At 63.4% G+C, this 14,276-nt stretch carries 9 protein-coding genes and 2 pseudogenes; 3 read left to right on the top strand and 8 right to left on the bottom strand.

What is annotated here, in order from left to right; translation table 11 throughout:
• Nucleotides 1-77: 77 nt before the first annotated feature.
• The 8 genes and pseudogenes from CWO89_RS29695 to CWO89_RS29660 form a co-directional block, all read right to left on the bottom strand.
• A complete protein-coding gene (locus CWO89_RS29695; protein ID WP_130582122.1) occupies nt 78-890 on the bottom strand; it encodes an HAD family hydrolase in 813 nt (270 codons plus the stop codon).
• Nucleotides 887-1,375, bottom strand: a complete 489-nt coding sequence (locus tag CWO89_RS29690; protein ID WP_130582123.1) for a gluconokinase — start codon at nt 1,373-1,375, stop codon at nt 887-889. Before CWO89_RS29690 ends, CWO89_RS29695 begins: the two co-directional genes overlap by 4 nt.
• A 28-nt stretch (nt 1,376-1,403) precedes the next feature.
• Nucleotides 1,404-2,147 (bottom strand): 6-phosphogluconolactonase, encoded by a 744-nt coding sequence (pgl, locus tag CWO89_RS29685; RefSeq protein WP_130582124.1) that lies wholly within the window; start codon nt 2,145-2,147, stop codon nt 1,404-1,406.
• A 2-nt stretch (nt 2,148-2,149) separates the two neighbouring features.
• Nucleotides 2,150-3,658: a glucose-6-phosphate dehydrogenase gene (zwf, locus tag CWO89_RS29680; protein ID WP_130582121.1), complete on the bottom strand. Its 1,509-nt coding sequence runs from the start codon at nt 3,656-3,658 to the stop codon at nt 2,150-2,152.
• A gap of 13 nt (nt 3,659-3,671) precedes the next feature.
• Nucleotides 3,672-4,663, bottom strand: a pseudogene (gene gnd / locus CWO89_RS29675) (phosphogluconate dehydrogenase (NAD(+)-dependent, decarboxylating)).
• A gap of 117 nt (nt 4,664-4,780) precedes the next feature.
• Nucleotides 4,781-7,627: a bifunctional transaldolase/phosoglucose isomerase gene (locus tag CWO89_RS29670; protein ID WP_130582120.1), complete on the bottom strand. Its 2,847-nt coding sequence runs from the start codon at nt 7,625-7,627 to the stop codon at nt 4,781-4,783.
• Between the two features lie 211 nt (nt 7,628-7,838).
• Complete coding sequence (locus CWO89_RS29665) at nt 7,839-8,285, bottom strand: DsrE family protein (RefSeq protein WP_130582119.1); 447 nt, start codon at nt 8,283-8,285, stop codon at nt 7,839-7,841.
• 60 nt (nt 8,286-8,345) lie between these two features.
• Nucleotides 8,346-8,966 (bottom strand): hypothetical protein, encoded by a 621-nt coding sequence (locus tag CWO89_RS29660; protein ID WP_130582118.1) that lies wholly within the window; start codon nt 8,964-8,966, stop codon nt 8,346-8,348.
• Nucleotides 8,967-9,440: 474 nt separating this feature from the next.
• On the opposite strand from CWO89_RS29660, the gene CWO89_RS29655 reads away from it, so the two are divergent.
• The 3 genes and pseudogenes from CWO89_RS29655 (at nt 9,441) to CWO89_RS29645 (ending at nt 14,214) form a co-directional block, all read left to right on the top strand.
• On the top strand, nt 9,441-11,384 hold the full coding sequence (locus CWO89_RS29655) for a PrkA family serine protein kinase (RefSeq protein WP_130582117.1): 1,944 nt from the start codon (nt 9,441-9,443) through the stop codon (nt 11,382-11,384).
• 18 nt (nt 11,385-11,402) lie between these two features.
• Nucleotides 11,403-12,673: pseudogene (locus tag CWO89_RS29650) on the top strand (YeaH/YhbH family protein).
• Nucleotides 12,670-14,214, top strand: a complete 1,545-nt coding sequence (locus CWO89_RS29645) for a SpoVR family protein (protein WP_130582116.1) — start codon at nt 12,670-12,672, stop codon at nt 14,212-14,214. Before CWO89_RS29650 ends, CWO89_RS29645 begins: the two are co-directional and overlap by 4 nt.
• Nucleotides 14,215-14,276 lie beyond the last annotated feature (62 nt).

Raw genomic sequence — 14,276 nt, 5'->3', positions numbered from 1 at the left:
TGCTTGCTCGCGCCACAACATCTCCCTGTGGTTATGGGTCCCTACTTTCGCAGGAACGACAGCGGTGATGGGGTTGGTCAAGCGGTTTCGTTATAGTTCAATACCATCTCGATCGCCTTGGCGAAGCCGTCGCGCTCGTTGCTGTCGGTCACGAACTTGGCCTGGCTCTTGACCTCATCGGTGGCGTTGCCCATCGCAAACTGAACGCCGCTCCGGGCGAACATCGGCAAATCGTTGCGCATGTCGCCGATGGTCGCCACCGCCTCGGTCGGAATGCCCAATCGTTTTGCCATCGCCTCGACAAAGGTGCCCTTGTCGTGGCCGGGCGGGGTGACGTCGAGATAATAGGTTTGCGAGCGGACGGCGGTCGCCTCGGTGCCGACCGCCTGCTGCATCGCGGTTTCGCAGCGCGCGAGCAGCGGGGCGTCGGAAGATGCGCCGACGATCTTGCAGGCCTGGTCGAGATAGGGCGTGTAATCCGTGACGATGGTCGGGTCGTGCCGGATGGTGTGCCGCTCGTGCGCGACATATTCGCCGTCGGGATTGGCCGTCAGCCAGCGGTCGTTGGTGAACAGCCAGATGTCGACGCCGAATTCGCGCAGCAGCTCGATGCTTCGCCGCGCGGTCGCCGGCGGGATCAGGTGCTGCTCGACGGGCTTGAGCTGCGGATCGATGATCGAACTGCCGTTGAAGGCGCCGACCGGCAGCGTGATCGACAGCGGCTCGATCAGGAATCCCATGCCGATCGAGGGACGGCTGGAGACGATGGTGAAGCCGATCCCGGCCGCATGCAGTTTTTGCGCGGCTTCCCGGGCGGCGTCGGTCAAAACCTTTTCCTTGGTCAGCAGCGTACCGTCGACGTCGGAAACGAGCAGGGCGATGCGGGTCATGGGACTACCGGTTTGATTTGGCGGATGATGGCGTCGACGGTGGCTTCGACCGTGGCGTCGATCGAGACGGTGATCGGATGTTCGCTTAGGCTCGGCGGCTCCAGGGTCTGGAACTGGCTCGCCAGGAGGCCCGGCGGCATGAAATGGCCCTTGCGCTGGGCGAGCCGGCCCGCGATCAGCGCCTCGGTGCCGTTGAGGAAGACGATGCCGACGTCACTCCGTCCATGCAGGAGGATCTCGCGGTAGGCATGCTTCAGCGCCGAACAGGCGACCACCACACGCTGGCCTGCCTCGCAGACGCGGTCGATCTCGTCGGCGATCGCCTGCAGCCAGGGGCGGCGGTCGTCATCGGTGAGCGGCTGGCCTGCGCTCATTTTCGCGACGTTGCTTGCGGGGTGAAAGCGGTCGCCGTCCTCGAAACGCCAGCCGAGCCGCCTCGCAAGCGTCTCGCCGATCGTGCTCTTGCCTGAGCCGGAAACGCCCATCACGACGAGGGCGCAGAAGGTCGCCGGATCAGCCACTAAAATTCTCCGGCCGCGCCGCCTCGTCGATCAACCAGACCGTCTCGCCGATGGATTGCGCGCGGTTCGCCGGCAGGTTCTCGCCGGACAACGCGCGGGTCAGGATTGCGCGCTTGTCCTTGCCGGCGACCTCGAACAGCATTTCGCGGCAGCAGGACAGCGTTGGCAAAGTCAGGCTGACGCGCGGCACGAACGGTCCGACATTGGCCTTGGGCACGCCGACCACCCATTGGTCGATCACCTCGATCGCGGGGTAGTTCGGAAACAGCGAGGCGGTGTGTCCGTCCGGCCCGATGCCCATCAGCACCAGGTCGAACAGCGGACGGGCTGCGTCGAGCGCCTCCGCGCCGTAGAACGATTTCAGCTCGCGCGCATAGCGTTCCGCCGCTTCATCGGGGCTGGCGGCATAGGTCGGGATCGGATGGATGTGGGGGGCGGGCGCGTAGCGATCCAGGAATGCCCCCCGCGCCATCGCCATGTTGTTCCTAGGGTCGTCGACCGGCACGAAGCGCTCGTCGCCGATGAACCAGTGCACGCGGTCCCACGGGATCCTGGCGTGGTACGGCTCGGTCGCAAGCAATTGGTAAAGCGCTTTCGGGCTCGATCCGCCGGTCAGGCAGATCGCGATCCGGCCGCTGTTCGCGGCCATCCGCGCCAGCACCCGCTCGGCGGCGGCCTTCGCCAGCGCCGCGGGATCGGCGACCACGATGATCTGGCGGCGACCGACGGCGGTCATCGTCAACCCAGCTTTCGCCAGCTACGGCCGTCGCGGGTCAGAAGCGCGTTGGCGGCCTCAGGGCCCTCGCAGCCGGCCTTGTAGGGTTGCAGGCCGGCGCCGCCGGTCTTTTTCCAGGCATCGAGGAAGGGTTGCACGGCCTGCCAGCCGGCCTCGACGCTGTCGGCGCGCTGGAACAGGATGTTGTCGCCGATCATGCAGTCATAGATCAGCGTCTCATAGCCGGTCGACGGCTCGGCCTTGAAGTAATCCTTGTAGCGGAACTTCATCTCGACGCCGTCGATGTTGATGGTCGGGCCGGGAACCTTGGTGTTGAACTGCAGTTCGATGCCCTCGGTCGGCTCCGTGGAGATCACGAGGTAGTTCTGCGAGAGCTGGTCTATCGGCGTGTCGCGGAACATCGCGAACGGCGCCTGCTTGAACTTGATGGCGATCTCGGTGCGCTTGGCGGCCAGGGCCTTGCCGGTGCGCAGATAGAACGGTACGCCGGCCCAGCGCCAATTGTCGATGATGAGCTTGAGCGCAGCATAGGTTTCGGTGGTGCTGCCAGGCTTGACGTCCGCGGTCTTGCAATAGTCCTCGATCGCGGTGTCGCCGATCTTGCCGCCGCGATACTGCCCCCGCACTGAATTGTGCAACGCCTCCTGCTCGCTCTGGATCTGGATCGCGGCCAGCACATTGGCTTTCTCCGTGCGCACCGAATGCGCGTCAAAGCGGATCGGCGGCTCCATCGCGACCAGCGACATCAGTTGGAACAGATGGTTCGGCACCATGTCGCGCAGCGCGCCGGTCGAATCATAGAAGCTGCCGCGATGGCCGACGCCGAGCTTCTCGTCGACGGTGATCTGGATGTGGTCGATATGATTCCGATTCCAGATCGGCTCGAACATGCCGTTGGCAAAGCGCAGGACCAGGATGTTCTGGACGGTTTCCTTGCCGAGATAGTGATCGATCCGGTAGATTTGATGCTCGTCGACGAGCTTCAGCAACTCGGCGTTCAGGTGCTTCGCCGAGTCCAGGTTCGTGCCGAACGGCTTCTCGATCACGATCCGCCGCCAATAGCCGTTCTCCTTCAGCATGCCGGTGCGGGCGAGCTCCCTGGTGATCGGCAGGAAGGCGCCCGGCGGCGTCGCGAGGTAGAACAGGCGGTTGCCGCCGGTGTCACGCGCGGCTTCCGCCTTGTCGAGCTGGACCCGCATCTCGTCGAAGGACGCAGGGTCCTTCGGGTCGGCTTCAACCGCGGTGACGCAGTCGAACAGGCGCTTGGCGATGGCCTCGTCGACCGGGCGGGTTGCGAACTGCCGCAATCCCTTCATCAGGCTTGCGCTCAAATCCGCGTTCGACATGCCGCCGCGGGCAACGCCGACGACGCAGAATTTGTCGGGCAACAGGTTGGTCGCGGCGAGATTATAGAGGGCAGGGATCACCAGCCGGTGCGCGAGGTCGCCCGTGACGCCGAAAATGATGAAAGAGCAGGGGTCGGGTTTCTTTTGCGCGTGACCGTTCGTCATCGTTAAGCCTTCCCTAGCTCTTCTTGGCGCCTTGCGGCGGCTCCCGGTGGCCGCCGAAACCGGCGCGCATGGCGGAGAGAATCTTTTCGGCGAAGGTGTGGTCCTTGCGCGAGCGGAAGCGGGCAAACAGCGCCGCCGTCAGCACTTCCGCAGGCACCGCCTCGTCGATCGCGGCATTGACCGTCCAGCGGCCTTCGCCGGAATCCTCGACGAAGCCGGAATAATTATCGAGGGTGGCGTTCTCGGCGAGCGCGATCGCGGTGAGGTCGAGCAGCCAGGACGGGATCACGCTGCCGCGGCGCCAGACCTCCGCGATATCGGCGATGTCGAGATCGAAGCGGTGATCTGGCGGAAGCGCCTCGCTCTTGGCGTTCTTCAGGATGTCGAAGCCCTCGGCATAGGCCTGCATCAGGCCGTATTCGATGCCGTTATGGATCATCTTGACGAAATGCCCGGCGCCGACGGGGCCGGCATGGATATAGCCCTGCTCAAGCGGGGGTCGCGGCCGTCGCGGGACGGGGTGCGCGGAATGTCGCCGATCCCGGGCGCGAGCGCGCTGAAGATCGGGTCGAGCCTATCGACGACGGATTTCTCGCCGCCGATCATCATGCAGTAGCCGCGCTCGATGCCCCAGATGCCGCCAGAGGTGCCGACGTCGACATAGTTCAGGCCGCGCTCCTTCAGCGCCTTGCCGCGGCGGACGTCGTCCTGCCAGAACGTGTTGCCGCCGTCGATGATGGTGTCGCCCGGCTGCATCAGCCTCGACAGCGCGTCGATCGTCGCCTCGGTGATCTTGCCGGCCGGCAGCATCACCCAGGCGGTGCGCGGCTGCTCCAGCTTGAGCACGAATTCCTCCAGCGAGGCGGAGCCGGCGGCCTTGTCGGCGGCGAGCGTGGCGACCGCCTTCGGATCCTTGTCGTAGACCACGGCGCTGTGGCCGTGGGCCATCAGCCGGCGGACGATGTTGCCACCCATCCGCCCCAAGCCGATCATGCCGAGCTGCATGTTCTCATGTCCTTACTGTTGAGCACGATTCCGAAAACTGGAGCTCGCTTCACCTCCCCCGCAAGCGGGAGAGGGGCGCTCGATCTTGGTCGGTACTCGATCCAATCTCATCCTGCTCTAGTTGAGGGCTTCGTTAAGCGCAGCGTCCAGCGTGGCCAGCGCCGGGCCCAGTCCGCCCTTGAGATGGACGCGGAGCGCGCGCCGGCCGCGTTCGGTCAATACGTCGAAATCGCCGCGCGCCTGCGCCGCCTTGATGACGCCGAAGCTTGCCTTCTGGCCCGGTACCGGCAGGTCCGCGGCATCGTCGGCGGTGATCTGCAGGAACACGCCGCTGTCGGGGCCGCCTTTGTAGGCCTGGCCGGTCGAGTGCAGGAAGCGCGGTCCGAACTCGGCGCAGGTGGCGAGATGCTTGCTGTCGCGCACGGCGAGCCGCATCTTTTGCAGTGCGTCGATGAACGCCTCGTCGCGCTCCATATAGGCGAGCAGGGCGACGTAGTCGCCGCGATGCGAGCGCGACAGGTGCGCCTTCAGCCAGGAGCCGAGCGTGCCGTCGGCGCCGGCCTTGCGCAGCTCGACGGCGTTGTGCCCGTCGGTGTAGAGGTCGGCCTCGGCGGTGGAGACCACCGGCTGTTCGGCCGGCAGCGATCCGGTCTTCTCGAAGGCTGCGGTCAGTTCACGGGTCTTGATCTTGGCCGCCTCGACATCCGGCTGGTTGAACGGGTTGATGCCGAGCACCGAACCCGCCACCGCGGTCGCGATTTCGAAGCGGAAGAACTCCTGGCCGATATGGTCGATCGACGGCAGGACGATGCGGGCCATGGGATGGCCGGCCTGCTCCAACGCGTCGAGCCTGGCGTCATGCTCGGCGTCGTCCTCGCCCTCGGTGCGGAGGTCGATGAAGAAGCGGTCGTCGCCATAGGCACTAGGCTCGCCCAGCGTCTCGCCGTCGACCGGGATCAGGCCCTTGCCGTCCTTGCCGGTGGATTCGGCGATCAACTGCTCGGCCCAGGCGCCGAAATCGGCGATCTTCCTGGACGAGGTGATCGTCACCTTGTCGCGGCCTTCGAGGCCGGCGAGCCCCATCGCGAGCCCGAGCTGCACACCCGGGTTCTCGTGCGGCGGCACGTCGGCGCCGCAGGAGCGCACCATCGACAGCGTATGCTTGATCAGGCTGCGGACATTGAAGCCGGCGGCAGCGGCCGGCACCAGGCCGAAGGGGGAGAGCACGGAGTAGCGGCCGCCGATCGTGGGCTCGCCGTAGAAGATGCGGGCAAAGCCCTGCCGCTTCGCCGTCTTCTCCAGCGACGAGCCGGGATCGGTCACCGCGATGAAGCGGTGGCCGGCCTTGGCGGCGCCGATCGCCTTGGAGACGCGGTCGAAGAAATAGTCCTTCATCACGTTCGGCTCGGTGGTGCCGCCAGACTTGCTGGATACGATGAACAGCGTCTTGGAGATATCGACCGCCGCTTCCATCGCCCGCACCTGCGCCGGGTCGGTGGAATCGAGCACGTGCAGCTTGGGGAAGCCGGTCTTCTTGGCGAAGGTCTCCGCCAGCACCTCCGGCCCCAGGCTGGAGCCGCCCATGCCGAGCACGACCGCGTCGGTGAATTTCTGGCCCTTCACGCGCTCGGCGAAATCCTCATAGTCGGCGATGTCGGCCTTCGCCGGGCTGGTCAGCCAGCCCAGCCATTTGTCCTCGTCCTCGCCGGTCCAGACCGATTTGTCCTTGTGCCAGAGCCGGCGGACCTTGGCCGAGGCGCGCCATTCCTCGGTATTCTCTTCGATTGCCTTGGCAAGCTCGCCGCCGACCTTGAGCTGCTGGCCGTCGATGCCGGTGCCGAGCGAGGTCGCGCGCTTGAACGCGACGGCGCCATAGAGCTTGTCGGCGGCATCGGCGAACAGCCTGACGCCGTCCTTGACCAGCTCGGCGGTGATCGCGTCCAGCGAGATGCCGGACTTCTCCAGTTCGTCGAGCACACGCTGCGCGTCCTCGACGTTCTCCTCGAGGCTGTCGCGCACCTTGCCATGGTCGCGGAAGGCGTCGAGCGTCGCCGGCGGCACGGTGTTGACCGTGTCGGGGCCGATCAGCTCCTCGATATAGAGGACGTCGCTATATTCCTTGTTCTTGGTGCCGGTCGAGGCCCACAAGAGCCGCTGCGGCTTGGCACCCTTTGCCAGGAGTTTTTCCCAGCGCGGACCGGCGAAGATCTGCTTGTAATCCCGGTAGGCCATTTTGGCGTTGGCGATCGCGACCTTGCCCTTCAGCGACGCTAGCCGCTCCTTCTCGGTGGGATCGTTGGCCTTCGCGATCTTGTCGTCGAGCTGCTTGTCGACGGCGGAATCGATGCGGCTGACGAAGAAGCTCGCCACGCTCGCAATGTGCGATGGGTCGCCGCCGGCGCTCACGTATTTCTCCAGGCCCTTCAGATAGGCCTCCGCCACCTCGCGATAGACCTTTTGCGAGAACAGGAGCGTGATGTTGATGCTGATGCCTTCGCCGATCAGGTGCTCGATCGCGGGCAGTCCCTCCGGCGTCGCCGGCACCTTCACCATCAGGTTCTTGCGCCGCACCTCCTTCCAGAGCCGCTGCGCTTCGGCGATGGTGCCCTTGGTGTCCATCGCCAGATAGGGCGACACTTCGAGGCTGACGAAGCCGTCCTTGCCGTTGAGCTGGTCATAGACCGGTCGCAGCACGTCGGCGGCGTGCTGGATATCCTCGATTGCCAGATGCTCGAACAGTTCGGCGACGGGGCGATCGCCCTTCTTCAGCGCATGGCCGATCGCCCCGTCATATTCGTCTGAGCTGCCGATCGCCTTCTCGAAGATCGACGGGTTGGAGGTGACGCCTTTGACGCCGTCCTCGTCGATCAGCTTCTTGAGGTCGCCTTTGGCGACGAAGCCGCGGGCGAGGAAATCCAGCCAGACCGATTGGCCGTGGTTTTCGAGTGTTTTGACGGGGTTCATGATGCCTGTTTCTGCTTGATCGGGTCGGTGGACGGGTTCCCCAGCAGCTTTCTGGGGCGGGACCGGATTGTCAACACGGGGCGGAAAGGGCTGCCTAAGGCGAATATGCGCATCAAAAGGAGACAACTCCACCCGGACCGGTTTGATCCCTTGGATTTGATCCGATGCAACCGCGAACTCTGAACAATTTTATGACGGTGCGGTGCACTGTTCACGGCCTGAGATACAGGTAGCCCTGCGACTGCAACTCGGCGAGGCGGACGACGCCGCCTTTGTCGGCGACCACGAAGCCGGGGAGGAGCTCCTTCAGGCTGACATTCTGCGATTTCATGGTATTGCCGCAGGCGGCAAGCTCGACGCCATCCCCGGAAAACTGCTGGACGCGCCGCGACAGGTCGGGATTGGCGGCGGCCGAATGGAAGGCGCGCAGCGCCGGTCCGTGGACCACCAGCGCAATGGTAACATTCTCGGGGCCGCCGACGCCGTCGAAATGGTTCTGGATGTTGCCGAGCACAAAGTCGACCTTCTCGAGGTCGCTCAGGTGATAGACCACCTTGAGCTTGGCCGGAGGCGATGGCGCCTCGGTGGCGCGGGCGCGTGAGCCGGCAAGGGCGCCTAAGCCTGACACCACGCCCCACAAGATGCTGCGTCGATGCATGGCACCCTCCCTCGATTGAGTTGGCTGGCCGACGAGCGTATGATCCACTTCGCGAGCGTATCATTTGTGTCTGATGGCGGTGAGTTCCCGGCGGTCGGTCACAAGCTCGGCACATTCTTCCGCGTCTGCGCGATCGACGCGAAAGATCTTGTCGTCCGCGCCGGCGATGAGCGCGTCTTCGGCCTCTTGGTCCGGCTTGTCGCGATTCCAAATCCTGATCCGCTCAAGGCGGATGATGGTGGGCTTGTCGTCTTTGGACAGTGCCACATTAATGCCGCCGCCTTCACAATCGACGCCGCAGCCGAAACGGATTTCGTTGCGCGCGTCCTCTGTGACAACATGGCCGCAAAAGCTGCTGGAGTCGAAATTGCCGGTGCGGTGATGGTACTTAATTCCAAGGCGGAATGAGTAGCTGGTGGTTTTTTCCTCCCGCGCGTTCTCCGCCGTCACCAACAGTTTCATCGCGCTGACTTTCTGCTTCAGATGTTGCGCCAGATGACTGGCGTCATAACGGCGCACGAAGCAGGCGTAGGTCTTTTCGGCGAGCGGGCCCGCGAATATCCTGTTGTCGAAAGCTGCGGTCTTGGCGCTGTCGACGCCATCTTCGGCGTGACTGTGGCTAATTCCCGCGAGCATTGCGGCTGCGACAACTAGATGAACGGAGAATAAAATACGCTTCATGATCTGTTCAGCGAACGCAAGCGATCTATATGAAATGATACACGCCACCTCGATCGACGCGCCGACGATGCCGCGTCACGATGTGCTGACGGGTTTGACTTAGTCGCGGCAGAAGCCGGATGCGTTCAAACCTGTGGCAGTTCGTGGGCGTGAAGGAGCTGCGCGATGGCAGCCGAAAGGCGGTCAGAAAGGCATTTGCTGATGGCAGGGAAGCCTGGTCTTTGTCGGTCCTCCGGTAGAATCACGGATGTGGCGGACCAGCTACATGGCCAAGAAAGTAAATGACAAATCGCGTTTTTGATGAACTATTAGGCTGGCTGCTTGTTGATAAGGCAGCGGCTGCTTGCGCCGCGCATTGCGGAAGGGAGGCTGGCGAGTGTCCAATAGCTCCAGCATGCCGACCGTGATTCGAGGAACGTTTCGGCAAACCGGCTCGTTCTCGTAAGGCGGCGCAACATACCGTGGAGAGGGATCATGTACAACGATTCTCTGTTCAACGCTTTCGCTAGGTCGTTCGAGGCTCGAAGCCAGAGCGATATGTCGATGGCTGAATATCTCGAGTCGTGTCGAAGTGATCCGATGCGATATGCGAATGCGGCAGAACGACTACTGGCTGCGATCGGCGAGCCTCAGATGATCGACACGGCCAAGGACCCTCGCCTTGGCCGTATCTTTATGAACCGCACGATGCGCACCTATCCGGCATTCGCGGGCTTCTACGGCATGGAAGATACGATCGAGCGGCTCGTCGGCTTCTTCCGTCACGCCGCGCAAGGCTTGGAAGAGCGCAAGCAGATACTCTATCTGCTCGGACCGGTCGGCGGCGGCAAGTCATCGCTCGCCGAGCGACTCAAGGCATTGATGGAAGTGCATCCGATCTACGTGCTGAAAGCCGGCGACGAGCTGAGCCCGGTGTTCGAAAGCCCGCTCAGCCTGTTCGATCCGGATCAGCTCGGGCCGATGCTGGAGGAGAAGTACGGCATTCCGCAGCGGCGCCTCACCGGGCTGATGAGCCCGTGGTGCTATAAGCGGCTCGAAGCCTTCGGCGGTGACATCTCGCAATTCCGCGTCGCCAAGATCCAGCCGTCTCGGCTGCGGCAGATCGCGGTCTCCAAGACCGAGCCGGGCGACGAGAACAACCAGGACATCTCCTCGCTGGTCGGCAAGGTCGATATCCGCAAGCTCGAGACCTATGCGCAGAACGATCCCGACGCCTACAGCTATTCGGGCGGACTCAATCGCGCCAATCAGGGCATCCTCGAATTCGTCGAGATGTTCAAGGCGCCGATCAAGATGCTGCATCCGCTGCTCACGGCGACGCAGGAAGGCAACTATATCGGCACCGAGAATATCGGAGCGATCCCGTTCGGCGGCATCATCCTCGCACACTCGAACGAGGCGGAATGGCAGAGCTTCAAGGCCAACAAGAACAATGAGGCCTTCATCGACCGCATCTGCGTCATCAAGGTGCCTTACTGCCTGCGGGTCACCGAGGAGCAGAAGATCTACGAGAAGCTGATCCAGGGTTCCGAGCTTGCCAGCGCACCTTGCGCGCCGGCGACGCTGGAGACCCTGGCGCGCTTCTCGGTGATGTCGCGCCTGCGCAAGCACGAGAACTCGACGCTGTTCGCGAAGATGCGGGTCTATGACGGCGAGAGCCTGAAGGAATCCGATCCAAAGGCGCGCAGCGTCCTGGAATATCGCGATGCCGCAGGTGTTGACGAAGGCATGGACGGTGTCTCGACGCGCTTCGCGTTCAAGGTGCTCGCCGCCACCTTCAACCACGACACGATAGAGGTCGGGGCCGATGCCGTGCACCTGATGTACGTGCTCGAGCATTCGATCCGCCGCGAGCAACTGCCCGAGGAAGTCGAGAAGCGCTATCTCGAATTCATCAAGGCCGATCTCGCCCCGCGCTACGCGGAGTTCATCGGCAACGAGATCCAGAAAGCCTATCTCGAATCCTACTCGGATTACGGCCAGAACCTGTTCGATCGCTACGTCGATTACGCCGACGCCTGGATCGAGGATCAGGACTTCAAGGATCCCGACACCGGCCAGTTGCTCAACCGCGAGCTTCTGAACCAGGAGCTGACCAAGATCGAGAAGCCGGCCGGCATCGCCAACCCGAAGGATTTCCGCAACGAAGTCGTCAAATTCTCGCTGCGGTCGCGGGCGCATAATGGTGGTAAGAACCCGAACTGGACCTCTTATGAAAAGGTTCGCGACGTGATCGAGAAGCGGATATTCTCGCAGGTCGAGGATCTGCTTCCGGTCATCTCGTTCGGTTCGAAGAAGGACGGCGAGACCGAGAAGAAGCACGACGACTTCGTCGCGCGGATGGTGGAACGCGGCTACACCGAGCGCCAGGTCCGCCGTCTCGTCGAATGGTATATGCGCGTGAAGCAGGCTGGCTAAGGCGGATGCAAAGTGACGATGCATATTGTCGATCGGCGCCTGAATCCGGGCGGCAAGAGCCTTGAGAACCGACAGCGGTTCTTGAGGCGGGCCAAGGCCCTGGTTCAGGGAGCCGTCAAGAAGACGTCGCAGGACCGGGACATCAAGGATGTGCTGGAAGGCGGCGAGATATCGATACCGCTCGACGGCATGGACGAGCCGCGCTTCCGCCGCGAGGGTGGCACCCGCGACATGGTGCTGCCCGGCAACAAGAAGTTCATCGAAGGCGATATCCTGCCGCGTCCGAACCAGGGCGGTGGCCGCGGAACGGGGCCGGGCGAGGGCGACAGCGAAGATGCGTTCCGCTTCGTCCTGAGCCGCGACGAGTTCGTCAACCTCTTCCTCGACGACCTGGAATTGCCCGACCTCGCCAAGCGCAAGCTCGCGGAGGCGGAGAGCGAAGGCCTGCATCGCGCCGGCTACACCACCTCAGGTTCGCCCGCGAACATCTCGGTGAGTCGCACCGTCAAGCTCGCGCTGGCGCGTCGCGTCGCGCTGCGCCGGCGCGGCCGGAGCAGATCGCCGAGCTCGAGGCGGAGGCGGCCGAGGCAGCGGAGCCGCGACGCTCCGAACTCTTGGCGCAGATCGCGGCGCTGAAGGCCAAGGCGAAACGGATCCCCTTCATCGATCCCATCGATATCCGCTACCGCCGTTTCGAGACCGTGCCGAAGCCGGTGGCGCAAGCCGTGATGTTCTGCCTGATGGACGTGTCGGGCTCGATGTCGGAGCACATGAAGGACCTGGCGAAGCGGTTCTACATGCTGCTCTACGTATTCCTGAAGCGGCGTTATCGCCACGTCGAGATCGTGTTCATCCGCCACACCGATCGCGCCGAAGAGGTGGACGAGGATACATTCTTCCATGGACCGGCTTCCGGCGGCACGCTGGTGTCGAGCGCGCTGCAGGCGATGCACGATATCGTCCGCACCCGGTTTAGACCGGCTGAATGGAACATCTACGCCGCGCAAGCCTCCGACGGCGACAACATGACCTCCGACAGCCTCCTGACCGGACGGCTGCTCACGGAGCATATCCTCCCGGTCACCCAGTTCTTTGCCTATCTCGAGGTTGGCGAGGCCGCCAACTACACCTTCGACATGCCGGACTCCTCGCTCTGGACCCTTTACGAGCGCTTGCGCAACGAGGGCGCGCCGCTCGCGATGCGCAAGGTGAGCGAGCGCAGCGAGATCTTCCCGGTGTTCCAGGACCTGTTCAAGCGTCGCGGCAAGCAGGAGAAGGCCACGCCATGACGAAGACGGGTGAGCGGCTGTTCGACGGCGCCGACTGGGATTTCCGCACGCTGCAGCGCGTCCACGATGCCTGCGAGGAGATCGCGAAGTCGGAGCTCGGCCTCGACGTCTATCCCAACCAGATCGAGGTCATCACCGCCGAGCAGATGCTGGACGCCTATTCGTCGGTCGGCATGCCCTTGTTCTACAAGCACTGGTCGTTCGGCAAGCATTTCGCTTTTCAGGAAGCGTCCTACCGCAAAGGATACATGGGACTGGCGTACGAGATCGTGATCAACTCCTCGCCGTGCATTTCCTACCTGATGGAGGAAAACACCGCGACCATGCAGACGTTGGTGATCGCGCACGCAGCCTTCGGCCACAACCATTTCTTCAAGAACAACTACCTGTTCAAGCAGTGGACCGATGCCGACGGCATCCTGGACTATCTCGAATTCGCCAAGGGCTATATCTCGCACTGCGAGGATCGCCACGGCCGGCGGGCGGTCGAGCATACGCTCGACGCCGCCCATGCCTTGATGTCGCACGGCATCGATCGCTATCCCGGCAAGAAGAAGCTCGACCTGCGCACAGAGGAGAAACGCGCCGGCGAGCGTCGCGCGCACGAAGAGAGCGCCTTCAACGATCTCTGGCGTACGGTGCCGACCGGACCCGCGAAGACCAGGGCCGCGCTGACCGCGGAGCGCCGCCGTATCCTGCTCGGGCTGCCGCAGGAAAACATCCTGTACTTCCTGGAGAAGACCGCGCCGCGGCTGCAGCCCTGGCAGCGCGAAGTGCTGCGCATCGTCCGCCACATCGCGCAGTATTTCTATCCGCAGAGCCAGACCAAGGTGATGAACGAGGGCACCGCGACCTACGTCCATTACAGCATCATGAACCGGCTGCACGAGCAGGGCCGCATTTCCGACGGCAATTTCCTTGAATTCCTGCAGTCGCACACCAACGTCGTGTTCCAGCCGGATTTCGACGATCCCCGCTTCTCCGGCTTCAATCCCTATGCGCTCGGCTTTGCGATGATGCAGGACATCGAGCGGATCGTGACCGAGCCGGAGGACGAGGATCGCGAATGGTTTCCTGACATCGCGGGCAGGGGCGATGTCATGGGCGTGCTGCGCGAGGTCTGGGCCAATTACCGCGATGAGAGCTTCATCGGACAGTTCCTGAGCCCGCGGCTGGTGCGGCGTCTGCGCCTGTTCCATCTGCATGACGATCCCGCGGAGACCGCCGGCATCCGCGTCGATGCCATCCATGACGAGCGCGGCTATCGCCGCGTGCGCCGCGAACTGGCGCGGCAATACGATGTCGGCTTCATCGATCCCAACATCGAGGTCGTCGATGTCGACCTGGAAGGCGACCGCCGGCTGATGCTGCGCCACACCGTGGTCAAGGGATCGCAACTGGTCGAAACCGATGCGCGGCGCGTGCTGCAGCACCTCGCCGATCTCTGGAGCTACGACGTGGTTCTCACCGAGGTCGACACTCACGACAAGGTGTTGAAGGAATATGTCGTGAGCCCACGCATCCTGCCCGCGGTGGCGTAGTTATTGCCGTAGCCCGGGTGAAGCGCGAGCGTAACCCGGGATCGCTCTCAAAGGCGGATTGG

It is taken from the genome of Bradyrhizobium sp. Leo170 (assembly GCF_004296405.1).
Taxonomy (GTDB): Bacteria; Pseudomonadota; Alphaproteobacteria; order Rhizobiales; family Xanthobacteraceae; genus Bradyrhizobium.
This window is presented reverse-complemented; position numbering and strand designations above follow the sequence as displayed.

Bases quoted from the DNA above. Each gene is read 5' to 3' on its own strand.
- CWO89_RS29695 (WP_130582122.1), bottom strand. From the start codon at position 890: ATGACCCGCATCGCCCTGCTCGTTTCCGACGTCGACGGTACGCTGCTG.
- CWO89_RS29690 (WP_130582123.1), bottom strand. From the start codon at position 1,375: ATGGGCGTTTCCGGCTCAGGCAAGAGCACGATCGGCGAGACGCTTGCG.
- pgl (WP_130582124.1), bottom strand. From the start codon at position 2,147: ATGACCGCCGTCGGTCGCCGCCAGATCATCGTGGTCGCCGATCCCGCG.
- zwf (WP_130582121.1), bottom strand. From the start codon at position 3,658: ATGACGAACGGTCACGCGCAAAAGAAACCCGACCCCTGCTCTTTCATC.
- CWO89_RS29670 (WP_130582120.1), bottom strand. From the start codon at position 7,627: ATGAACCCCGTCAAAACACTCGAAAACCACGGCCAATCGGTCTGGCTG.
- CWO89_RS29665 (WP_130582119.1), bottom strand. From the start codon at position 8,285: ATGCATCGACGCAGCATCTTGTGGGGCGTGGTGTCAGGCTTAGGCGCC.
- CWO89_RS29660 (WP_130582118.1), bottom strand. From the start codon at position 8,966: ATGAAGCGTATTTTATTCTCCGTTCATCTAGTTGTCGCAGCCGCAATG.
- CWO89_RS29655 (WP_130582117.1), top strand. From the start codon at position 9,441: ATGTACAACGATTCTCTGTTCAACGCTTTCGCTAGGTCGTTCGAGGCT.
- CWO89_RS29645 (WP_130582116.1), top strand. From the start codon at position 12,670: ATGACGAAGACGGGTGAGCGGCTGTTCGACGGCGCCGACTGGGATTTC.